Annotated in this window: 20 protein-coding genes; 10 read left to right on the top strand and 10 right to left on the bottom strand. The window is 61.2% G+C overall.

What is annotated here, in order from left to right:
* Positions 1 to 75: 75 nt before the first annotated feature.
* Positions 76 to 984 carry a glutamate/aspartate ABC transporter substrate-binding protein gene (locus PCLY_RS23315; protein ID WP_061242799.1) on the bottom strand — a complete coding sequence of 303 codons (909 nt, stop codon included), beginning with the start codon at positions 982 to 984 and terminating at the stop codon, positions 76 to 78.
* Positions 985 to 1,250: 266 nt separating this feature from the next.
* Complete coding sequence (locus PCLY_RS23310; RefSeq protein ID WP_061242797.1) at positions 1,251 to 2,141, bottom strand: acyltransferase; 891 nt, start codon at positions 2,139 to 2,141, stop codon at positions 1,251 to 1,253.
* Between the two features lie 192 nt (positions 2,142 to 2,333).
* Between PCLY_RS23310 and PCLY_RS23305 the strand changes: the two genes are divergently transcribed.
* The 6 genes from PCLY_RS23305 (at position 2,334) to creC (ending at position 9,220) form a co-directional block, all read left to right on the top strand.
* On the top strand, positions 2,334 to 3,572 hold the full coding sequence (locus tag PCLY_RS23305) for an HD-GYP domain-containing protein (protein ID WP_061242795.1): 1,239 nt from the start codon (positions 2,334 to 2,336) through the stop codon (positions 3,570 to 3,572).
* A gap of 122 nt (positions 3,573 to 3,694) precedes the next feature.
* Positions 3,695 to 4,204: a retropepsin-like aspartic peptidase RloA2 gene (gene rloA2, locus PCLY_RS23300; protein ID WP_061242793.1), complete on the top strand. Its 510-nt coding sequence runs from the start codon at positions 3,695 to 3,697 to the stop codon at positions 4,202 to 4,204.
* Positions 4,205 to 4,366: 162 nt separating this feature from the next.
* Positions 4,367 to 6,397, top strand: coding sequence for a methyl-accepting chemotaxis protein (locus tag PCLY_RS23295; RefSeq protein WP_061242791.1), 2,031 nt, complete (start codon positions 4,367 to 4,369; stop codon positions 6,395 to 6,397).
* A gap of 63 nt (positions 6,398 to 6,460) precedes the next feature.
* Positions 6,461 to 6,898 (top strand): CBS domain-containing protein, encoded by a 438-nt coding sequence (locus PCLY_RS23290; protein ID WP_061242789.1) that lies wholly within the window; start codon positions 6,461 to 6,463, stop codon positions 6,896 to 6,898.
* Positions 6,899 to 7,105: 207 nt separating this feature from the next.
* On the top strand, positions 7,106 to 7,786 hold the full coding sequence (creB, locus tag PCLY_RS23285; protein ID WP_061242786.1) for a two-component system response regulator CreB: 681 nt from the start codon (positions 7,106 to 7,108) through the stop codon (positions 7,784 to 7,786).
* A gap of 12 nt (positions 7,787 to 7,798) precedes the next feature.
* Positions 7,799 to 9,220 carry a two-component system sensor histidine kinase CreC gene (creC, locus tag PCLY_RS23280; RefSeq protein WP_061242784.1) on the top strand — a complete coding sequence of 474 codons (1,422 nt, stop codon included), beginning with the start codon at positions 7,799 to 7,801 and terminating at the stop codon, positions 9,218 to 9,220.
* Positions 9,221 to 9,389: 169 nt separating this feature from the next.
* On the opposite strand, the gene PCLY_RS24700 is transcribed toward creC, so the two are convergent.
* The 8 genes from PCLY_RS24700 to PCLY_RS24935 form a co-directional block, all read right to left on the bottom strand.
* The gene (locus PCLY_RS24700) at positions 9,390 to 9,740 is read right to left on the bottom strand and encodes a VOC family protein (protein ID WP_082768143.1); all 351 of its coding nucleotides are present in this window, start codon (positions 9,738 to 9,740) and stop codon (positions 9,390 to 9,392) included.
* 315 nt (positions 9,741 to 10,055) lie between these two features.
* Complete coding sequence (locus PCLY_RS23275; protein ID WP_061242782.1) at positions 10,056 to 10,421, bottom strand: VOC family protein; 366 nt, start codon at positions 10,419 to 10,421, stop codon at positions 10,056 to 10,058.
* Positions 10,422 to 10,521: 100 nt separating this feature from the next.
* Positions 10,522 to 10,935 (bottom strand): hypothetical protein, encoded by a 414-nt coding sequence (locus PCLY_RS24945; RefSeq protein ID WP_156458652.1) that lies wholly within the window; start codon positions 10,933 to 10,935, stop codon positions 10,522 to 10,524.
* 78 nt (positions 10,936 to 11,013) lie between these two features.
* Positions 11,014 to 11,442 (bottom strand): LIC_13387 family protein, encoded by a 429-nt coding sequence (locus PCLY_RS25480; protein WP_463440387.1) that lies wholly within the window; start codon positions 11,440 to 11,442, stop codon positions 11,014 to 11,016.
* 88 nt (positions 11,443 to 11,530) lie between these two features.
* Positions 11,531 to 12,037: a hypothetical protein gene (locus PCLY_RS24940; RefSeq protein ID WP_156458651.1), complete on the bottom strand. Its 507-nt coding sequence runs from the start codon at positions 12,035 to 12,037 to the stop codon at positions 11,531 to 11,533.
* A 291-nt stretch (positions 12,038 to 12,328) separates the two neighbouring features.
* Positions 12,329 to 14,629 carry an ATP-dependent DNA helicase gene (locus PCLY_RS23270; RefSeq protein ID WP_061242780.1) on the bottom strand — a complete coding sequence of 767 codons (2,301 nt, stop codon included), beginning with the start codon at positions 14,627 to 14,629 and terminating at the stop codon, positions 12,329 to 12,331.
* The gene (locus tag PCLY_RS23265; RefSeq protein WP_061242778.1) at positions 14,626 to 16,257 is read right to left on the bottom strand and encodes a VRR-NUC domain-containing protein; all 1,632 of its coding nucleotides are present in this window, start codon (positions 16,255 to 16,257) and stop codon (positions 14,626 to 14,628) included. Before PCLY_RS23265 ends, PCLY_RS23270 begins: the two co-directional genes overlap by 4 nt.
* Before the next feature lie 233 nt (positions 16,258 to 16,490).
* Positions 16,491 to 17,054, bottom strand: a complete 564-nt coding sequence (locus PCLY_RS24935) for a hypothetical protein (RefSeq protein ID WP_061242776.1) — start codon at positions 17,052 to 17,054, stop codon at positions 16,491 to 16,493.
* Positions 17,055 to 17,224: 170 nt separating this feature from the next.
* On the opposite strand from PCLY_RS24935, the gene creD reads away from it, so the two are divergent.
* Genes creD through PCLY_RS23245 form a run of 4 tightly spaced genes read left to right on the top strand, consistent with a single transcriptional unit; the run spans position 17,225 to position 19,855 of the window.
* The gene (creD, locus tag PCLY_RS23255) at positions 17,225 to 18,568 is read left to right on the top strand and encodes a cell envelope integrity protein CreD (RefSeq protein ID WP_061242774.1); all 1,344 of its coding nucleotides are present in this window, start codon (positions 17,225 to 17,227) and stop codon (positions 18,566 to 18,568) included.
* A 51-nt stretch (positions 18,569 to 18,619) separates the two neighbouring features.
* Positions 18,620 to 18,922 carry a hypothetical protein gene (locus PCLY_RS23250; protein ID WP_061242772.1) on the top strand — a complete coding sequence of 101 codons (303 nt, stop codon included), beginning with the start codon at positions 18,620 to 18,622 and terminating at the stop codon, positions 18,920 to 18,922.
* A complete protein-coding gene (locus PCLY_RS25085; RefSeq protein WP_197432232.1) occupies positions 18,919 to 19,131 on the top strand; it encodes a hypothetical protein in 213 nt (70 codons plus the stop codon). Before PCLY_RS23250 ends, PCLY_RS25085 begins: the two co-directional genes overlap by 4 nt.
* Entirely contained in the window at positions 19,067 to 19,855 is a 789-nt protein-coding gene (locus PCLY_RS23245) for a PA3715 family protein (RefSeq protein ID WP_061242770.1), read from the top strand. The genes PCLY_RS25085 and PCLY_RS23245 overlap by 65 nt, the downstream gene beginning before the upstream one ends.
* Positions 19,856 to 19,941: the final 86 nt, after the last annotated feature.

The following is a 19,941-nucleotide window of genomic DNA, read 5'->3' as shown; positions in this document are numbered from 1 at the left end:
TTAGGTTGGGGAAGCCAGTGGCTTCCCCGGAGTCCCCGGGCCGTCACGCCTCGTGAGCGTGGCGGCGCATCACCGTCAGATCTGTTCTGCAGACTTGTCGGTCGGTTCGGCGATCAGCTTCTTCAGCTCGTCGCTCATGGGGAAGTTCAGGTTCAGGCCCTTCGGTGGTACGGGCTGCTGGAACCACTTGTCGTAGATACCGTTGATCTCGCCAGAGGCGAAGGTGGCGCTGATGGCCTTGTCGACCACTTGCTTGAAGCCCGCATCACCCTTGCGCACCATGCAGCCGTAGATCTCGAAGGATTGCGGGGTGCCGACCACGGCCCAGTCGTCCGGCTTCTTGGCCTTGGCCATTTCGCCGGCGAGCAGGGCGTCGTCCATCATGAAGGCGACGGCGCGGTTGGATTCGAGCATCAGGAAGGACTCGCCGTGATCCTTGGCGGAAATCACGTTCATGCCCATCTTCTTCTCGGCGTTCATCGACTTGATCAGGCGCTCGGAGGTGGTACCGGCGGTGGTCACCACGTTCTTGCCCTTGAGGTCTTCGAAATCCTTGATACCGCTGGTCTTCTTGGTCAGCAGGCGGGTGCCGACCTCGAAGATGCCAACGGAGAAGTCGACCTGCTGCTGGCGCTCGATATTGTTGGTGGTGGAGCCGCACTCCAGGTCCACGGTACCGTTCTGCACCAGCGGGATGCGGGTCTGCGAGGTCACCAGGTTGTAGCGCACCTTGAGGTCAGGCATGCCCAGTTCCTGCTTCAGCGCCTCGACCACTTTCAACTGCAGGTCGTGGGAGTAGCCGATCGGCTGGCGCGAGTTGTCGCCGAAGTAGGAGAAGGGAATGGACGAGTCGCGATGGCCCAGGGTGATGGTGCCGGAGTCCTTGATCTTCTTCAGGGTGCCGGTCAGCTCCTCGGCGATCACTGGAGTGGAAAGAACAGCTGCGGCGATGGCCACGCCCAGTACACGGTGGAAGGTACGCATGAATCGAGTCCTCGATGTTGTTGTGATGGCGCGGTCACGCCACTTTGCTCAGGGAATGTCTATCGCATTCCTGAAGTGACTTGAGCAGGTTGCATGCCAGCACTTTCGAGGTGTTCGAATTTAAGATAAATGTTTGTTTTATATTGATTTTGTTCTGTTGCTCGAGCGAGGCGGCTGATGTTTCCGTTCGCCGTTCCGACTATTGCCGGGCTGTGCGTTCGGAAATCCGAATGACGCCGCTGCTGTGAGCGCGCCCCCTCGACCTGTCAGCTGCGTTCGTTGCGCAACTCATCGATTCGGTTGTCCTTGGCTTGCCACAGCTCCGATACCCAACGCTGCATCTGCTGGCGAAACGCGGGGTCGTTCTCGTAATCGCCCTGCCACAAGCTCGGGTCGAGTTCGCGCGTCTGGATGTCGATGATCACCTCGGGGACCTGGCCGCTGAGCAGCGTCCAGAACCCGGGCACCCGTTTGCCGGGGTAGACCAGGGTGACGTCCAGCACCGCGTCGATCTGTTCGCCAAGGGCTGCGAGGACGAAGGCCACGCCGCCGGCCTTGGGCTTGAGCAGGTAGCGATAGGGCGATTGCTGCTGGGCCTGCTTGGCTGGGGTGAAACGGGTGCCCTCCAGATAGTTGACCACGGTGACTGGTAGGTGCTTGAACTTCTCGCAGGCGGCCTTGGTGATCTCCAGATCCTTGCCCTGCATATGCGGATTCTTCGCCAGGAAGGCCTTGGAGTAGCGCTTCATGAAGGGATAGTCCAAGGCCCAGAAGGCCAGACCGAGCAGCGGCACCCAGATCAGCTCCTGCTTGAGGAAGAACTTGAAATAGGGCGTCTTGCGGTTGAACGCCTGCACCAGTGCCGGAATGTCGACCCACGACTGATGGTTGCTGATCACCAGATAGGAGGCATCGCGGCGCAGTTCGGCGTTGCCGCGAATGTCCCAGTGCGTCGGGGTGAGCAGAGCGAAGGTGCGTTTGCAGTTTTCCGCCCAGAATTCGGCCACCCACATCACCCCGCGCGAGCAGGCGCGACGCGCGGTTTGTCCCGGCAGGACGAACTTGCCCAGGGCGATCAGCAGCAGCGGGCCGATCAGCAGCAGGGTGTTGCTCAGCAGTAGAGCTATATTGAGTAGGCCGGTCAGCAGGGGGCGCATATCAACTCCTCGGCAGGCGCGAAGCTACCATCATAAGCACCTGCAGAATTTGTCTCAAAATTACGACTGATAGCCTATGGCTATTAACTGGCAAGGCCTTGATGCTGGTCAGTGTGAAATCTAAGTGGATTGTCCGACAATGCACGGGCATTGGCCGCGGACCCTCCCGCCAACCTGTTCTGGATTGACTCGATGTTGAAACGCATTGCAGTGGCCGATCTGCGTATCGGCATGTATATCCAAGAGTTTTGCGGTTCCTGGATGGATCACCCGTTCTGGAAGTCCAAGTTCGTTCTCAACTCCGACAAGGATCTCGCCCGCATTCGCGACAGCGCGATCAGCGAATTGTGGATCGATGTCAGCAAGGGTGAGGATGTCGCGGCAGGTGTACAGGCTGCAACCGAGGCCGAGGTGGAGTGTGAGGCGCAGGCGCGTCTTCTGGCGGCCATCGAACCACCCAAGGTCAAGGTGCTGTCCATGGAGCAGGAGCTGGAGCAGGCAATGAAGCTCTGCGCGCGCTCCAAGCAGGCGGTAATGGAAATGTTCAGCGATGCGCGCATGGGCCAGGCGCTGCAGTTCGAGCAGGCGGAGTTGCTGGTCGAGGAGATCTCCAAGTCGGTCATGCGCCATCCCAATGCGCTGATCAGCCTGGCAAGGCTCAAGCACAGCAACGAATACACCTACATGCACTCGGTGGCCGTGTGTGCGCTGATGATTGCTTTGGCGCGGCAACTCGGCCTGCCTGAGGCTGCCGTGCGCGAGGCCGGCCTGGCCGGCCTGCTGCATGACATTGGCAAGATGGCGGTACCGCAGGACCTGCTGGACAAACCCGGCAAGCTAAGCGACAGCGAGTTCGCCGCGATACGCAAGCACCCGGAGGAGGGGGGCAGCATTCTGATCGCCAGCAAGCAGGTCAGCGCTCTGGTGCTCGATGTCTGTCTGCATCACCACGAAAAGGTCGACGGCAGCGGTTATCCGCATCACCTGCAGGGCGAACAGATCAGCCTGCTGGCGAAGATGGGCGCGGTCTGCGACGTGTATGACGCCATCACCTCGAACCGTCCGTACAAGCAGGGCTGGGACCCGGCCGAGTCGATCCGCAAGATGGCCGAGTGGAAGGGGCACTTCGACGAGGTGGTGTTCCAGGCTTTCGTCAAGACCGTCGGCATCTACCCGGTCGGCGCGCTGGTGCGCTTGCAGAGCGGGCGCCTGGCCGTGGTCATCGAGCAGAACCCCAAGGCGTTGCTGGCGCCCAGGGTCAAGGTGTTCTTCTCGGCCAAGTCGCGTCTGCCGCTGCCGCAGAGCGTCGTGGACCTGAGCAAGATCACCGATCAGGACCGCATCGTCGGCCGTGAATCGGCCGAGGAATGGGGCTTCGAACGGCTCGACGAGCTGTGGTCCGGGATGGAGCTGGAGGGGCGCGGTCGCTAGTTCGGGTGCAACACCCGGTTAGAAAATACCTGGCGCATGCAGCACGCTGTAACGCTTTCGGCGGAACATGACAGGCGCGCAGCAGTCGGAGGTTCGGTCACCGCAAACGAGAGGACCGAACCTTGAAATACGCTCTGCTTCTGCTGGCCGCCGCGATCAGTCTGCCTGCCATGGCCGATGAACAACCGGACCTTTACGGCCGCTACGAACTGATCAAGCTCCCCGCTCTGGGCCAGACCCTCAAGGCCAAGATGGATACCGGCGCGATGACCGCCTCGCTGTCAGCCAAGGACATCGAACCCTTCAAGCGCGACGGCGAGGACTGGGTACGCTTTCGCCTGGCTGTCGACGGCGCCGAGAACACGGTTTACGAGCACCCGCTGGTACGCATCGCCGAGATCAAGAAGCGCACCGAGGAAGGTGACACCGAGGCCAAGGAAGTCGCCTACTCGCAGCGCCCGGTGGTCGAAATGCCGATCTGCCTGGGCGAGGAAGAGCGCACCATCGAGGTCAACCTGACCGACCGCAGTACCTTCAGCTACCCGCTGTTGATTGGCGCCAGTGCCATGCGCGATCTTGGTGCGGCAGTGGATCCTGCCGAACGCTACACCCGCGATCGTCCCCAATGCTGAGTTAATTGTCGCATTTCGGGAAAGGCTAATACCCATTGGCCAGTACACTCGGCGAGAGTGCCCAGTGACCACTTCCTTGCTCTAAGGGGCGTCGGGCCTGTTTTTTGCTTCGTATAGATGCTTTCCAGGCCTGTAGGCCCTTTAGGTCGTTGAGGTGTCGCTATGACGGGAGTACTCAAGCCGGGTGTACGGCTGTTGCAGCGTTTCAGTTTTGCTCGCAAGTTCCAGCTGGTGTTCCTGTTGTTCGCGCTTCCGCTGGGCTACGCGCTGTGGATCATCGGCAGTGACTACCTGTCGCGCCTGCAGTCCGTGGATTCTGAAGTGGAAGGTGCGCAAGCGCTGGAGCGCATGGCGCAGGTGCAGCAAGAGCTGATCGCCCAGCGCACCCTGCTGGCACGCTGGAAAGGCACCGAGGATGCCGCGCAGGGCCTGTTGCTGCAGCGCGAAGGCAAGCTCGACGAGGCGCTGCAGCAAGCGGCCGAGCCGCTACAGAGCGAGCTGATCAGCGACCAGGCGCGCCAGCATTTTCAGGCCTTGCAGGACGAGCGCGACGGTTTGCGCGCCGCCGGGCTGACCAAGGTTCCCCTGCCCGATGCGCTGGAGCGTTACCAGAAGGCGCTGCTGTCGCTGATCGCCCTGCGCGAGCAGGTGGCAACCGACAGCGCGCTGATCCTCGATCCGCGCCTCGATACCTACCTGATGATGGAGCAGATCACCTACATCATGCCGCGCCTGCTCGAACAGCTCGGCACCTTCGCCGCTCAGGGCCACGGCGCCGTGGTCTCGCAGCACTTCACCCTGCAGAGCCGTGTGCTGATCCGCGATCTGCGGCGCAACCTGGACGAGCAAAGGGCGCAGCTGGTCAAGGCGCAGATCACCCTGTCGCGCGAGGCGCCGCGAGCCATGCGCCAACTGAGCGAGCCCTTCGATGCCTCGCTCAAGGCGTTCGACGAATTCCTCGCCCAGATCGACCGCGACATGTTCGAGTCCAGCCCCATGGCGCTGACGCCCGAGCAGTTCGTCCAGCGCGTCGAAAGCCTGGAAACTCAGCTGCAAGGACTGCAGCAAGCGCTCTATCTGCAGTTTTCCGCCAGCCTCGGCCACTACCGGCAGCGGGCGCTGTGGTCGATGATCGAGGTGGTCGGTGCTTTCAGCGTTCTGACCCTGCTGGCGATGTACGTGCTGATGTGCCTGAACGCTTCGATCCGCATCAGCACCAGCAACATCATCGATGCTGCCCGGAGGCTGCGTGATGGCGACCTGCGCGTGCGCATGGAGGTCAACGGTCGTGATGATCTGGCTGCCATCGCCCAGGCACTGAATACCGCCGTCGAGCAGATGCGCGACTCGCTGCAGGGCGTCAACCACGAAAGCCAGCAGCTGGAAGGCACGGTACAGCTACTCGGTGGCCAGGCGCGCGATGCGCTCGACGCCGTCGAGCAGCAGCAAGCGCAGATGAGCCAGATCGCCACCGCGGCGACGCAGATGGCTGCCACGGCGCAGAGCGTGGCGCAGAGCTGCGAGCAGGCGTCGCTGGAGGCGCAGCAGACCCGTGAGGTGGCGCTCGGCAGCAACCAGCGTAGCGAGCGCACCAGTGCCAGCATGCGCCACCTCAGCGCTCGCCTGGGCGACAGCGCGGCGGCGTTGCAACAACTGCGTGACCAGACCCAGCAGATCAACCGTGTGGTCGAGGTGATCAAGGGCATCGCCGAGCAGACCAACCTGCTGGCGCTCAACGCTGCCATCGAGGCGGCGCGTGCGGGGGAGGCCGGTCGCGGTTTCGCCGTGGTCGCCGACGAAGTGCGCTCGCTGTCCAAACGCACCCAGGACTCGACCCAGGAAATCGCCCAGACCGTGGACAACCTGCAGCGCGTGGTCGGCCAGTCGGTCACCCTGATGGAGGAAGCCTGCAGTCAGGCCGATGGCGACATCGGCAGCGTGTTGGCCATGGGCGATGAGCTGCAGAACATCGTCGATTCGGTGCAGCGCGTCAGCGACCGCCTGGCGCAGATCGCCACGGCCGCCGAGCAGCAGGCGGCCACCGCCGATGAGGTCAGTGGCAATATCCAGCAGGTCGATCAGGCCGCCGGCCAACTGCTCGATGGCGCCCAGGCCGTGAGCAGCGCCGCGGAACAGCTGCGCAGGGGCAGCCAGGGGTTGGCGCAAAATACCGGACGCTTCAGTCTCGACTGAGGTCGAGGCTGACCTGGCTGGCCAACTCTGCTAAAAACAATGCAAACAACACGGAGCCCCAGCATGAAAACGGTTGCCGAAGTCCTCAGAACCAAGTCAAACGCCCTTCTCTACAGCATCGACGCAGATGATTCCCTGCTCGACGGCCTGCGCATCATGGCAGAGAAGGGCATCGGCGCCCTGGTGGTGATGTCCGGCGGGCGCCTGGTGGGCATCGTCAGCGAGCGTGACTACGTGCGCAAGGTCGCCCTGGCCGAGCGCTCCATGCTGGGCGCCAAGGTCAGCGAAATCATGACCCGCGACGTGATCACCGTCGGCGCACGCGACAGCCTGCAGCACTGTATGGAGCTGATGACCGAACGCCGTCTTCGCCACCTGCCGGTGCTGGCTGAAGGTGAGCTGATCGGCTTGCTTTCCATCGGTGACCTGGTCAAGGAAACCATCGCCGAGCAGGCTGACCTGATCCGCCAGCTGGAGCAGTACATTCGCGGCGAGCACTGAGCCTCCGCCCGCTCGCTCCCGGTTCCGAACCTGATCCGGGAGCATCCGCTTCGTGTCGGCACGAATTCATTCGCGATAATGGCCAGGCGCCAACCTGGCCCGGATGCAATCCGCAGCTCGTGCGTAGGCGCATACCAGGCCTGAGCCTTGACGCACGCCCCGGCCCCCGGCAGTCTCCTGCCGTCGCCCCCAGGTGCAGGACGCCCGATGCCGCAGATACTCATAGTCGAAGACGAAGCCGCGATTGCCGATACGCTGGTCTATGCCCTGCAGGCCGAAGGCTTCGTCACGCACTGGTCGAGCCTGGGCGGCGAAGCGCTGACGCTGCTGGAAGACGGCGCCTTCGACCTGGCCATTCTCGACGTTGGCCTGCCCGATATCAGCGGTTTCGAAGTGTGCAAACGCCTGCGCCGTTTCTCCGAGGTGCCGGTGATCTTCCTTACCGCGCGCAGCGAGGAAATCGATCGCGTGGTGGGCCTGGAAATCGGCGCCGACGACTACGTGGTCAAACCCTTCAGCCCGCGCGAGGTGGCTGCGCGGGTCAAGGTCATCCTTAAGCGTATTGCCCCGCGTGAAGTGCCGGCGGCCAGCGTGTCGAACCTGTTCCAGGTCGACGATGCAGCCTTTCGCATTCACTACCACGGCCAGGCACTGAGCCTGACCCGCCACGAATTTCGCCTGCTGCGCACGCTGCTTGGCCAGCCGCGCCGGGTCTATTCCCGTGAGCAATTGCTCGATGCCCTCGGCGTGGCCAGCGAAGCCGGCTACGAGCGCAACATCGACAGTCATATCAAGAGTGTGCGCGCCAAGCTGCGCGCCATCGCTCCGAGCGAAGAGCCGATCCAGACCCATCGCGGCCTCGGTTACAGCTACGAGCCAGAGACCTAGAGAGGCTCTTCCATGCCGCTGGGCGTACGCATCTTCCTCGTCTACTTCCTGTTCGTCGGCCTGGCCGGCTGGTTCGTGCTGAGCACGGTGATGGACGAGATTCGCCCCGGCGTGCGTCAGAGCACCGAGGAAACCCTGGTCGACACCGCCAACCTGCTGGCCGAGATCCTGCGTGACGAGGTCAAGGCCGGCACTCTGGGCCAGGGGCGCCTGAACGATGCGCTGGCGGCCTATGGTCAGCGCCAGCCACAGGCGACCATCTGGGGGCTGACCAAGGCCGAGGTCAATCACCGCATCTACGTCACCGACGACCAGGGCATCGTCCTGCTCGACTCCACCGGCCAGGCCATTGGTCAGGACTATTCGCGCTGGAACGACGTGCTGCTGACCCTGCGCGGTCAGTACGGCGCGCGCTCGACCCGTGAAGACCCGAACGACCCAGACTCCTCGGTGATGTACGTGGCGGCGCCGATCAAGGACGGCGAACGGATTATCGGCGTGGTCTCGGTGGCCAAGCCCAACCGCACCCTGCAGCCCTATATCGAGCGCTCGCAAACGCGCCTGGGCTGGCTCGGCGCCGGGTTGATCGGCCTCGGCCTGCTGATCGGTGCGGCGCTCTCCTGGTGGCTCAGCGCGGCGCTGGGCAAGCTCACCCGCTATGCCCAGGCGGTCAGCGAAGGGCAGCGCGCCGAGGCGCCGCAAGTGCGCGGCGGCGAGCTGGGGCAACTGGCCGTGGCGGTCGAGCGTATGCGTACCGAACTGGAAGGCAAGGCCTATGTCGAGCGCTACGTACATACCCTGACTCACGAACTGAAAAGCCCGCTGGCCGCGATCCGTGGCGCCGCCGAACTGCTCGACGGCGACATGCCGCCCGAGCAGCGTCAGCGCTTCGTGGCCAATATCCAGCAGGAAAGCGCGCGCCTGCAAAACCTCATCGAACGCCTGCTGCACCTGGCCCAGGTTGAACAACGTCAGGGGCTGGAAGAGCGCGTGACGGTGCCGTTGGCGCCACTGGTCGACGAGCTGCTGCAAGCGCAGCAGGCGCGTATCACCGCCGCCAATCTGCAGATCGATCAGGTTGTACCCGCAGGCCTCAGTCTGCGCGGCGAGCGTTTCCTGCTGCGCCAGGCGCTGGCCAACCTGCTGGATAACGCCCTGGACTTCACCGCGCCCGGCGGGCTTATCCGCATCACCGCCGAGCGCCAGGGCGAGCGCGTCGAGCTGCGCCTGTTCAACCAGGGCGATGCCATTCCCGAGTACGCACTTGAGCGCCTGACCGAGCGCTTCTACTCACTGCCGCGCCCCAACGGCGGCCGCAAGAGCACCGGACTGGGGCTGAACTTCGTGCAGGAAGTGGCCGAGTTGCATGGTGGCGAACTGCAGATTGGTAATGTCGAAGGTGGTGTGGAAGTGCTGCTGGCATTACCCGCCTAGATTGCGCTGTAGGAGCCGCTTCAGCCGCGAAGCTTCCGGGCTGTTTAGCTGCGTAGTGATTGTCCGGGCTATTTGCTGAGCGCCGGGCCTGCATGCCTAGATTTTGATTCCCGAGATCAATTGCCGCGCGAACTGCAGAGTGGCCATTTTTTGCAGCGCAAATCTTGCGCTATTCATGCTGAAGCACATTTATTAGTTTTCCAAATGGATCACGAACATAAAACCTGCGAACGCCCCAAGGTTCTGATACGGGGCCGTACTCGATGTGAATGTTTTCAGCGGTTATTCGCTCCAGCACAAGGTCAAGATCGTCTACCTCTATAGATAAATCCGGAACGGGTGTTCCTGATCCGCCTTCATAAGCGACACTGATCTGTACTTCCATTTTTTCACCGGAAGTAAAAGTTTTTATCCAGCCGTGATCCATGATGAGTTTGAGGTCGAAGACGCGTTCATAAAATTTACTGGCTTCATCTGTGTCTGCTGTCGCCACATTTGAAATTATTCTTTTTACCTTCATCGAGTCGACCCTTGGTAGCGTGCTGTGCGCTGTAACCCTAGGTTAAGTGGCGGGCCTTAGCCAGTGCCAGCGAACGAATTGAATCCCTTGTTATATGATATTAATTGAGCGAAAAGGGGATTTATTCATATTCGATTTTTCCCTGTTTTTATGTCATCAACGCAACCTCTCCATAGCGTTGATATGGCTAAAAAATATGTTCCTTTTGCCTGATCTTTAGAGCTGGACCGTCGATGGCGATCCGTGCGAGTGGGCGTCGGCCATGAGCGACGGCTGCTCAAGACACGCAAATGTTTGCGTACACTTGAACAGGCCCTAGGCCGGTAGATGACAAACCGCTTCGATGTTGTGTCCATCTGGGCCGATGACGAACGCGCCGTAGTAGTTCGCATGGTAATGCGGACGCAGCCCAGGAGGACCGTTGTCCTTTCCGCCTGCGGCCAGCGCAGCCTCATAGAACGCACCTACTTCCATGCGATTCTGGGCCGTGATGGCGATGTGGAGATGAGTAGGCTTCTCCGAGGACTCGCAGAGCCAGAGCGACGGCTTGCCGTTGCGGCCGATTCCAACGCTGTGAGGCCCTTCCATGGCGACGGAGACGCCCAGTGGTTGCAATGCCTTCAGGAAGAAGGACCTGCTTTCGGCCAGGCTGGTAACCCCGATACCCAAGTGATCAAACATGCATCTCTCCCGTGCGGATTAGTGTTGGACGTCCTCTGCGGCCTAACTTTTGGTTTTAGCCCGCCCCAGTGAGCGAAGCGAACGGTTTGAATACTAGGTGTTAGGCTACTCGGCGAGATTCACTGAAGTCCGATAATCTGAAGATGGTTTCTTTCTCCAGAAACTTTTCTACTTCATCAAGGTTGCAGAATTCTTGGACTCTCCCTGCTTCTGGACTGGCTGCATCATAAGTTGTAACTATATAGCTGTTTCCAATTTTTTCTAGCTTGGCACTGATGTGAGTTGAATTTTTTCCGTTACCTGAAAGGATATCTGCGGTCAGGTCGTTATTTAATAGTTTCTGGGATGTTCTATATTTAAGTGAGATTTTTTTCGAATGATTTTCACGTGCTTTTAAAAGGCCGCCCACGGCAAAAGCAGTAATAACAATTATTTCCCAGCCATAGCCGTTTCGCGGGCCGCTCCCTTGCTTGGTGCTTAGCCAATCTAATATGAGTTGAAGGATCTCGTGCATTGCTAATGCCTAGCGTTTGTTTAAGGGGCGGGCTTTAGCCTGTCCCGAGTGAGCGAAGCGAACGGCTTAAACAACATGTTATGCATATACCTGCGTCAATGCCCCTGCAACGAAACACAGTAGACCGATAGCTGACCCTATGGCGGGTATGCTAAACCAATATTTTTTAGACAGTATGAAATATGTTAATGAAATGATTGGCGCAGCGCTCATGAAAAAGAGGGAGCTTTCCAAGAAGGAAGTATAGAAGGTTGATAAATATAAATAAGTGAGTGAGAAAAATAGTATGCCGATGCCGTGACTGATATTAAAGCCAACCCATGCACGCCACATATTTGTTTCTTTTGTTATAGCTAAGGTCGACTCTTTCATGAGGCTCATAACGCCAGATTTGTATGGTATTAGCTTTTTAGGCTTGTACGTGTCTGTGATTGTGTAGACCGTATGCAGGATGCCAAGTGCAAGGAATGGTATGCAGCCTGCGATGTATAAGTATTTTGTGAGCACGCGAAATTCCTTGTATGTGCATGACGTTTGGTTAAGGGGCGGGCTTTAGCCCGTCCCAGCGAGCGAAGCGAACGATTTGAACCACTTGTTATAGGGATTTTTCACAGCCTGGAGAGCCTCCAAACTCTGTTTGTCGAACACAGAAGAAGCTTTTCTTAACTAAATTTATTGTGAATTTTTCGCAGTCGTATTTTGGGTTTAATGTGTTAATTGTGATTCTATTGGCGTGCTTTGGCTGTGTGATGTATATATGGCAGTGTTCGCTGTTTAGAGAGTCGGCTGTGTAAGCTAAAACGTTCTTGTCGTCGCTCTTGATTGAGAGCGACGGACAGTTTTTATTTTCTAGGGTTACAACTATTTTTTTGTCAGATTTTTGTGAAAGATAAAATAGCGGAATAAAATATGGTGCGATTATTTGGCTTGAAGTCGCTGTTGCGCCGTTGGTTTTTATTTTATTGCTTGCGCACTGCTCAGTAACAGCTTTATCAAATTTTTGGCCTTTTTCATCAAGTACCCAATAGTCGCCATATTTATAATCTGCAGATATGCATCCGCTAGCTGTGATGGCCATGAGAATTATTAAAGCAATACGCACGGTAGTCCTATAACTATAAATAGACACCAAATGGTGCATAACCTGCTGCTGGGGTTTGGTGGATAACCTTCCTGGTCATTCTCGAAATCCTTCTCTATCTCGCAGGCTGCAGCGAGGCGGTGGGGGTGTTTGGCAGGTTATACACCATGTCGGATAACCTCTGGCAAGTCGTGTTCAGGCGTGTCTTGCAGGTGCTCCCGATCTTCCTCGCGGGTGTCGTTACGCTCAATCCAGGCTACGGCTTTCAGGCCGCAATGATCGCGGATAAAACGGAATGCCGCCCAGCCGATCCTACAGGTCGGGTTGCGCTTCGGGTGTGGGGGCTTTGTGCGGCAAGCGCAGCAGCTCCACCTGCCACCAGGTCGGCAGCAGGCGGCGGACTTCGGGGCGGGCGAAGCGGTCGTCGATCAGGTAGAGCACGCCTTGATCTTCCGGCGTGCGGATTACCCGGCCGGCGGCTTGCACCACCTTTTGCAAGCCGGGGTAGAGGTAGGTGTAGTCGTAGCCATTGCCGAACAGGGCGTCCATGCGCTGGCGGATTTCTTCGTTGATCGGGTTGAGCTGGGCCAGGCCAAGGGTGGCGACGAAGGCGCCGATCAGACGTTCGCCGGGCAGATCCACGCCTTCACCGAATACGCCGCCGAGCACGGCGAAACCGATGCCGCGGCCGCCGATCTGGAAGCGTTCGATAAAGCCCTGACGCGCGGCTTCGTCCATCTGCCGTGATTGCGTCCATATCGGAATCTGCGGGTGGTCGCGGCGCAGCTCCTGTAGCACTTGTTCCAGATATTGATAGCTGCTGAAGAAAGCCAGGTAGTTGCCGGGGCGTTCGGCATATTGGCGCGCCATCAATTGGCAGATCGGCGCCAGTGAGGCGTCGCGGTGCTGGTAGCGGGTGGACAGGTTGCGTACCACCTGCACGTGCAGTTGTTCGGCGCTGAACGGCGAGGCGACGTCCAGGCACTGAGTCTCGATCGGCAGGCCGAGCAGGTCGAGGTAGTAGTGGCTGGGGCTGAGGGTGGCGGAGAACAGCGTGGCGCTGTGGGCATCCTCGAAGCGCGGGCCGAGAAAGGGCGCCGGCAGGATATTGCGGATGCACAAGGTTGAATAACTACGGCCGTTGCCGGCCTCGATGCGATTGATGTCGAACAGCGAGTGCGGGCCGAAGCTTTCGGCCAATCGGCAGAACAGCATGGCGTCTAGATAGAAACTCAGTAGTTCGCCTGCGTTGCCTTCGGGCTGGTCGGTCAGCAGGTCGGTGATGGCGCTGACCGCCTTGCCCAGCGCGGCGAGTAGCAAGTCCGGCGCCAGCGGGTAGACCTGATAGGGCACCGCTTGCTCGCGGTGCAGTTGGTCCCAGTGGCGGTCGATGCGTTCCAGCACGCTTTTCAGGCGCTTCGGCGCGTCGCGACACATGGCCTTGAAGCGCGCCTGATCCAGTTCGGCGCTGTACATGCCGCGCCCGCGTTCCACCAGGTTGTGTGCTTCGTCCACCAGCAGGCAGACGCGCCACTGGTTGATCAGGGTGAGGCTGTGCAGCAGGGCGCCGAGGTCGAAGTAGTAGTTGTAGTCGCACACCACCACGTCGCTCCAGCGGCACAGCTCCTGACTCAGGTAATAGGGGCATACGCCATGAGCGATGGCGATATTGCGCACGGCCTGCTGATCCAGCCAGCGCTCCTTGAGCGCCGCGCTGCGCGCCGCTGGCAGGCGGTCGTAGAAGCCCTTGGCCAGCGGGCAGGAGTCGCCATGGCAGGCCTTGCTCGGGTGCTCGCAAGCCTTGTCGCGGGCGACGTGTTCCAGCACGCGCAGCGGCGTATCCGGTTCGCGCAGGCGTTGCAGGGCATCCAGTGCCAGGCGCCGCCCGGGTGTCTTGGCGCTCAAGAAGAACAGGCGGTCGAGTTGCTGGCCGGGCATGGCCTTGAGCTGCGGGAACAGGGTGCCGAGGGTCTTGCCGATGCCGGTGGTGGCCTGCGCCAGCAGGTAGTGGCCATCGCGCGCGGCGCGGTACACGGCTTCGGCCAGTTGCCGCTGGCCATGGCGGAATTCGCCGTAGGGGAAGCTCAAGCTCTCCAGCGCCTGGTTGCGCGCTTGCTGGTGGGCCTGCTCCTGCCGCGCCCAGTCGATATAGCGGCGGCAGTGCAGGGCGAAGAACTCGCCCAGTGACGCGGCGCTGTGGCGCTCACGGAACACCGTCTCCTGCTGGGTGATGACGTTGAAGTAGACCACCGCCAGATCCAGCTCCTCGAAGCTCAGCTCCTGGCACAGCAGCCAGCCGTAGATCTTGACCTGCGCCCAGTGCAGCAGGCGATGGTTGGCGGGGATGCGCGAGATGTCGCCGCGATGGGTCTTGATCTCCTCCAGCAGGCGAAACTCGGGGTCGAAACCGTCGGCGCGGCCACTGACGGTCAGCCCCTCGAACTCGCCGATCAGCGGCAGCTCGGAAACGTAATCCGGGCCGCGCCGGGCGACCACCGTGGCGTGACCGGCCATGCCCTCCTGTGCGGTGGGCGAGGGGGTGAAGCGCAGGTCGAGGTCACCTTCCTTGGCGGTGAACTCGCACAGCTCGCGCACGGCGATGCGCAGGCTCAATCGCTCCACTCCACGTAGCAGACGCTGACCGGCATGCCGTGCTCGGCGCAGAACGCCAGCCAGCGTTTCTGGTTGTCCTGCAGGCGGTCGCCGGGGCCTTTCACCTCGATCATCCGGTAGCGGCCCTCGGCGGGCCAGAACTGGATCAGGTCGGGCATGCCGGCGCGGTTTTCGCGGATGTCGGCCAGCAGGCGGCGGAACCAGGCGGCCAGATGGGCTGGCGGCAAGCAGGTCAGCGCCTGTTCCAGGCGCTCGGCGTCGAGCAGCTCCCAGAACACGAAAGGTGACTGGATGCCGAACTTCTCGGTGTGGGTGCGGCGTATGGCTTCGATATAGCTGCCGTCGTCCAGACGCGCCAGGCAGGCGGCGAACAGCTCGCTGCGGCGGGCGTGGAAGTCGGCGCGGTGCAGGTCCACCGGGCCGGTATGAAAGGGGTGGAAGAAGGCGCCGGGCAGTGGGGCGAAGATCGCTTCCCAGCAGAGCAGGCCGAACAGCCCGCAGATCAGCGTGTTCTCCACGTAATGCACCGGCGCATCCGGTTCGGCCAGGTGCATGGCCACGGCCAGCTCGACGCTGGCGGCGCGCGGCAGGCGCAGGTCGAGGCGACTCTCGATCAGTTTTGCCGCCTTGGCCGCGGGCGGCAGGCCGAGGCGTTTGCGCAGGCGCGTGCGTGCGCGCTCGGCCAGTTGCGCTTCTTCGGCATTGTGCGGCGCTGCGATCACCTGTTCGGCCAGGGTCAGCGCTTCGGCATCCTGGCCCAGGCGCTCCAGCACGCGGATCTGCCGTTGCCGCGAGCCGACCGCGCGGGTGTCGCGATATAACGCCAGCGCCGAGTCCAGCTCGCCGGCCCGTTCCAGATGCTGCGCCAGTTGCAGCAGCAGGCGCTGGTGGCGTTCGTTGATATGCGCGCTGTCGCTGGAGAAATCGCCGAGTTGCTGCAGCACTTCAGGCACCGCCATACCGGCCTCGAAGGCTTCGCGACAGAGGCGCAGGTGCAGGTAGTCGTCGACGTCCTGGCGCTGGCGAAAGCCGCGTGAACCGGGGGTGAGCGGCACCTGCTCGTAGCGGAAGATGCCCAGGTCGGCGAGCACGAACTCCGACCAGTCCTGCGCCAGGTTGCCGAAGAACATCAGGCGCAGGCGGTCGCACAGTGGCCCGATGGCCAGGCTCAGCAGGCGCTCGTGCAGTTGCGGGCACCAGTCGCCGAGGCTACGGGGTTCGCTGTGCAGCTCGCGCAGATGGTCGAGCGCTTCGCTTTTCTTCAGGTTGCTGCGCGGCAGATCGCTGGCGAAATGCGCGGCCAGTTCGTCCTTGAGCAGCAGGGCGCCGAGTTCGTCGAAGCTTAGCGCGGCGCAGTCGATCAGCCAGCCCAGTTGTAGCAGCGGGGCGGCTGCAGTCGGTATGTCGCCAATCTCGGCATAGCGCAGCTTGCTGGCGCGAAAGTGCACGCCCTTGCGCATCACCAGGCGCACCAGCAGCGCCTGAGCAGGCAATGGCAACTGGGGGAAATCGGCGACGAAGGCGCGCTCGGCATCATCCATCAGGTCGCGGTGATGGGCGTCGAGCCAGGCAAGGGCCTTGCGGAAGTTGGCCAGGTAATAGAGTTCGGGAGCGTCGAGGGCGAGCATGGGGCGAAGTTTCACTGGTTTTTTATACAGATGCCAGTGCCGTTCACCCGTTGCGCTGTCGGGCAGACAAAAGGCAAGAGAGCTTCAGTATGGTCGTTGCTGATGACTATCTGGCTGATCGATAAGCACTTTTTCAGGTATCGATGGCATCGATTGTCACTATCCCGAGATGTGCCTTTTGCCGTTCTGGGGCGTGCGTAACATGAGCTCCGTAGCCAGTTACTCACCCCCTCTTACGGAGAACGACCATGAAAAAGCAAATCCTCGCCAGCCTCGTCATCGCCACTCTTTCCGCCAGCGCTTTCGCCCTGCCGCAGGTTTCCACCGAACAGTCCGTTGCCCCTGTAGTCGCCGAAGATGGCGCTGATCGTGTCGGCACCAACCGCGTCGCTGAAGGCGGTGCCGAGCGTACTCAGGAGCGCTTCCGTATCGTTGAAGATGGTGCTGATCGCGTTGGTGTGAACCGTGTAGCTGCAGACGGTGCCGATCGTGTCGGCGCGAACCGTGTAGCTGCTGATGGTGCCGACCGTGTTGGTGCGAACCGTGTAGCCGCCGATGGCGCTGACCGCGTTGGTGCGAACCGTGTAGCCGCCGATGGCGCTGACCGCGTTGGTGCGAATCATGTAGCCGCCGATGGTGCTGATCGCGTTGGTGCGAACCGTGTAGCCGCCGATGGTGCTGACCGCGTGGGTGCGAACCGTGTAGCCGCCGATGGCGCTGACCGCGTGGGTGCGAATCGCGTAGCCGCAGACGGCGCCGACCGCGTGGGTGCCAGCCGTATCAGCTGATCCGGGCATCCGTCACGCGGGAGCAGTCTTATGCCGCATTGCAGTTAGAAAGGGCGCCCTCAATCGGCGCCCTTTCTCTTTCACCCATTCTCCACACAATCTCCACGCTTGCCCCACACGCCTCACACCGCCCTTGCCCAGACTCTGCCGTACTTTCACTCGCTACGGAGAGCCGTACCATGACTCGCACACTGGGCTTCAAGCTGGGCGCCATCGCTCTGCTGATCCTGCTCCTGATGATTCCCCTGCTGATGATCGATGGCCTGGTCGACGAGCGCCAAGGCCTGCGCTACGAGGTGCTGCAGGATATCGCCCGCAGTTCCAGCTACCGCCAGCAGATCACCGGGCCGATCCTGGTGCTGCCGTATATCAAGACCACTCACGAGTGGAAGACCAACGAGAAGACCGGCGAGCGCTATACCGAGGAGCGCCAGCGCCGAGGTCGTCTGTACTTCCTGCCGGAGCGCTTCGTGCTCGAGGGGCAGGTCGGCACCGAGCTGCGTGCCCGTGGCATCTATCAGGCGCGCCTGTACCGCAGCGACAGCCAGGTCAGTGGCCAATTCCGCCTGCCGGCGCGCCTCGGGCTGGGCGACGACCTGGGCTTCTACCGTTTCGAAAAACCCTTTCTCTCGGTCGGCATCAGCGATATCCGTGGCATCAGCAACGACCTGCAACTGCGCCTGAATGGCCAGACCCTGAGCTTCGCGCCAGGCAGTGGTGACGATAATTTCGGCGCTGGCGTGCATGCGCCGATCCCGGCCCTGGATGCCCAGGGTGGACAAACGCTGGAATTCGCCTTCGACCTCAAGCTGCAGGGCACCGAGCAGCTCTCGGTGGTACCGGTCGGGCGTGATAGCCGGGTCAAGCTGAACTCCGACTGGCCGCACCCGAGCTTCGTCGGTGAGTACCTGCCAAGCAGCCGTGAGATCAGCGCCGCAGGGTTCAGCGCCGAGTGGCAGACCAGCTTCTTCGCCACCAATCTGGAGGAGGCACTGCGCGACTGCGTGGGCGGTGATCGTTGCCAGGAGCTGTTCGGCCGCAACTTCGGAGTCAGTTTCGTCGACCCGGTCGATCAGTACCTGAAGACCGACCGGGCGATCAAATATGCGCTGCTGTTCATCGCCCTGACCTTCGCCACCTTCTTCCTCTTCGAGGTGCTCAAGCGCCTGGCCGTGCACCCGGTGCAGTACACCCTGGTCGGCCTGTCGCTGGCGCTGTTCTACCTGCTGCTGCTGTCGCTGTCCGAGCACCTGCCGTTCACCCTGGCCTATGGCCTGTCGGCGGGGGCCTGCGTCGGCCTGATCGGCTTCTACGTCAGCTACGTGCTGCACAGTTGGCGACGCGGCTTGGGCTTTGGCGCGCTGCTGGCCGCTCTGTACGCCATGCTCTACGGCCTGCTCAACGCCGAGGACTACGCCCTGCTGATGGGTTCGCTGCTGGTGTTCGGCGTACTCGGCAGCGTGATGGTGCTGACCCGCAAACTGGACTGGTACGGCGTCGGCCGTAGCGGTCCGCAAGCCTGAATTGACTGGCGCGGTCAGTGCAGGCCGCGCCTTCTATCGGAGGTGATCCCCATGCGTCTTCTCATGCAATTTTCCGCCTGCCTGGGCCTCGGTCTGGTGGTGGCGGTGATGATCCTCATCGGCCTGATGTTCTGCGGCTGGTTCAACCTGATCGATGGCCTGCTGCTGACCGGCAAGCCGCTTGCCAGCCTGAGCCTGATGCTGTTGCCGGAAGGGTTCTGGAATGCCCTGACCGGTATCCAGGATGCGGCGAATAACGGCACGCTGCGCTCGTTCCTGTCGCTGTGCGCGGCGCTGGGCCAGGTCGGCCTGTTGCTGGCGCTGGGCTTCATGCGCCTGTGGTATCGGCCATGAGCGGGCATATCGGTTTGCGCGAAGAGGCGCGTGCCGGGCATCAGTTGGCGCTGCGCATTGCCTGGCTGTTTCGCGATGCGCGTCATGGGCAGTGGGCAGGCGGCCGCGTAGACTCGCGCCGGGATGACGTGGAGGAGCTCAAGGATGAAAGGACTGTGCGCGCTGGCATTGGCCAGCCTGCTGACGGCCGGCGTGGCGCTGGCCGATGATTGCCGCCAGCAACTGCCTGGCTGGATCGAAATGGCCCATCCGGGCCACGCGGCCGGCGAGGCGCTCGAAGACCAGCGTGGGCACTATCGGGTGGATGCCGAACGAACCATCTGCAAGGTATGGCCGGCGCGGCCTGAACTGACCCTGATCGCTGTGCCCCTGGTGCGTGCGCAGCACGACACTCATGGCGAGGCGGATCTGCAGGTGCTGGTGTTCGACAACGCCCGGCAACATCTCGTGGCGCAGCGAGTGGAGCCCAATCGGCTGGACTGGGATGCGATCTTCATCGACGAGATGAGCTTCGACACTGCAGCTTATCGGCTGCGTGGGGATGATCTGGCGTTTGGGGTGCGCTTATCGCGTCGTAACAACTCAAGCGCCAATCCCTTCTACGAAACCCGACTGCATTTGTATGAACTGAACTCGCAACATCTGCGCCCGCTGTTGAGCGAGTTGCCGGTCTATACCTACTGGGGCGAGTTGGATACCCATTGCGCCGGAGAATTCAGTGAGACCAAGGGCTTGGTCGTCATCACCGAGCGGATCGGTAATCAGGGCTATCGCGACCTGCAGCTCAAGGACACCCGCGTCGAACGGCGCATGGCCCTGGTCGATGACCAATGCCAGGCCGTCGAGGAAAGCACCCATCGCTACCAACTGCCCATCGAGTATGACGAAGAGCGCTACCTGCTGCCGATCGAGCTGGCCTCTGACCCGCTCTGAAAGCACGTAGCCCGGATGCAATCCGGGAACGGCGCAACAGGCCATCCCCGGATTGCATCCGGGCTACGAGGTAGCAAGCCAGGTGA

Source organism: Ectopseudomonas composti (assembly GCF_001567565.1).
Taxonomy (GTDB): Bacteria; Pseudomonadota; Gammaproteobacteria; order Pseudomonadales; family Pseudomonadaceae; genus Aquipseudomonas; species Aquipseudomonas composti_A.
The sequence above is the reverse complement of the archived record's forward strand: the minus strand, read 5'-3'. Positions and strand labels throughout refer to the sequence as shown.

Excerpts from the sequence above, each read along its gene's own strand:
- PCLY_RS23290 (WP_061242789.1), top strand. The coding sequence starts at position 6,461 with ATGAAAACGGTTGCCGAAGTCCTCAGAACCAAGTCAAACGCCCTTCTC.
- PCLY_RS23315 (WP_061242799.1), bottom strand. The coding sequence starts at position 984 with ATGCGTACCTTCCACCGTGTACTGGGCGTGGCCATCGCCGCAGCTGTT.
- PCLY_RS23250 (WP_061242772.1), top strand. The coding sequence starts at position 18,620 with ATGCGTCTTCTCATGCAATTTTCCGCCTGCCTGGGCCTCGGTCTGGTG.
- PCLY_RS23275 (WP_061242782.1), bottom strand. The coding sequence starts at position 10,421 with ATGTTTGATCACTTGGGTATCGGGGTTACCAGCCTGGCCGAAAGCAGG.
- creD (WP_061242774.1), top strand. The coding sequence starts at position 17,225 with ATGACTCGCACACTGGGCTTCAAGCTGGGCGCCATCGCTCTGCTGATC.
- PCLY_RS23245 (WP_061242770.1), top strand. The coding sequence starts at position 19,067 with ATGAAAGGACTGTGCGCGCTGGCATTGGCCAGCCTGCTGACGGCCGGC.
- PCLY_RS23310 (WP_061242797.1), bottom strand. The coding sequence starts at position 2,141 with ATGCGCCCCCTGCTGACCGGCCTACTCAATATAGCTCTACTGCTGAGC.
- creB (WP_061242786.1), top strand. The coding sequence starts at position 7,106 with ATGCCGCAGATACTCATAGTCGAAGACGAAGCCGCGATTGCCGATACG.
- PCLY_RS24935 (WP_061242776.1), bottom strand. The coding sequence starts at position 17,054 with ATGCCCGGATCAGCTGATACGGCTGGCACCCACGCGGTCGGCGCCGTC.
- PCLY_RS23305 (WP_061242795.1), top strand. The coding sequence starts at position 2,334 with ATGTTGAAACGCATTGCAGTGGCCGATCTGCGTATCGGCATGTATATC.
- PCLY_RS24945 (WP_156458652.1), bottom strand. The coding sequence starts at position 10,935 with ATGCACGAGATCCTTCAACTCATATTAGATTGGCTAAGCACCAAGCAA.
- PCLY_RS23265 (WP_061242778.1), bottom strand. The coding sequence starts at position 16,257 with ATGCTCGCCCTCGACGCTCCCGAACTCTATTACCTGGCCAACTTCCGC.
- creC (WP_061242784.1), top strand. The coding sequence starts at position 7,799 with ATGCCGCTGGGCGTACGCATCTTCCTCGTCTACTTCCTGTTCGTCGGC.
- PCLY_RS24700 (WP_082768143.1), bottom strand. The coding sequence starts at position 9,740 with ATGAAGGTAAAAAGAATAATTTCAAATGTGGCGACAGCAGACACAGAT.
- PCLY_RS23295 (WP_061242791.1), top strand. The coding sequence starts at position 4,367 with ATGACGGGAGTACTCAAGCCGGGTGTACGGCTGTTGCAGCGTTTCAGT.
- PCLY_RS25085 (WP_197432232.1), top strand. The coding sequence starts at position 18,919 with ATGAGCGGGCATATCGGTTTGCGCGAAGAGGCGCGTGCCGGGCATCAG.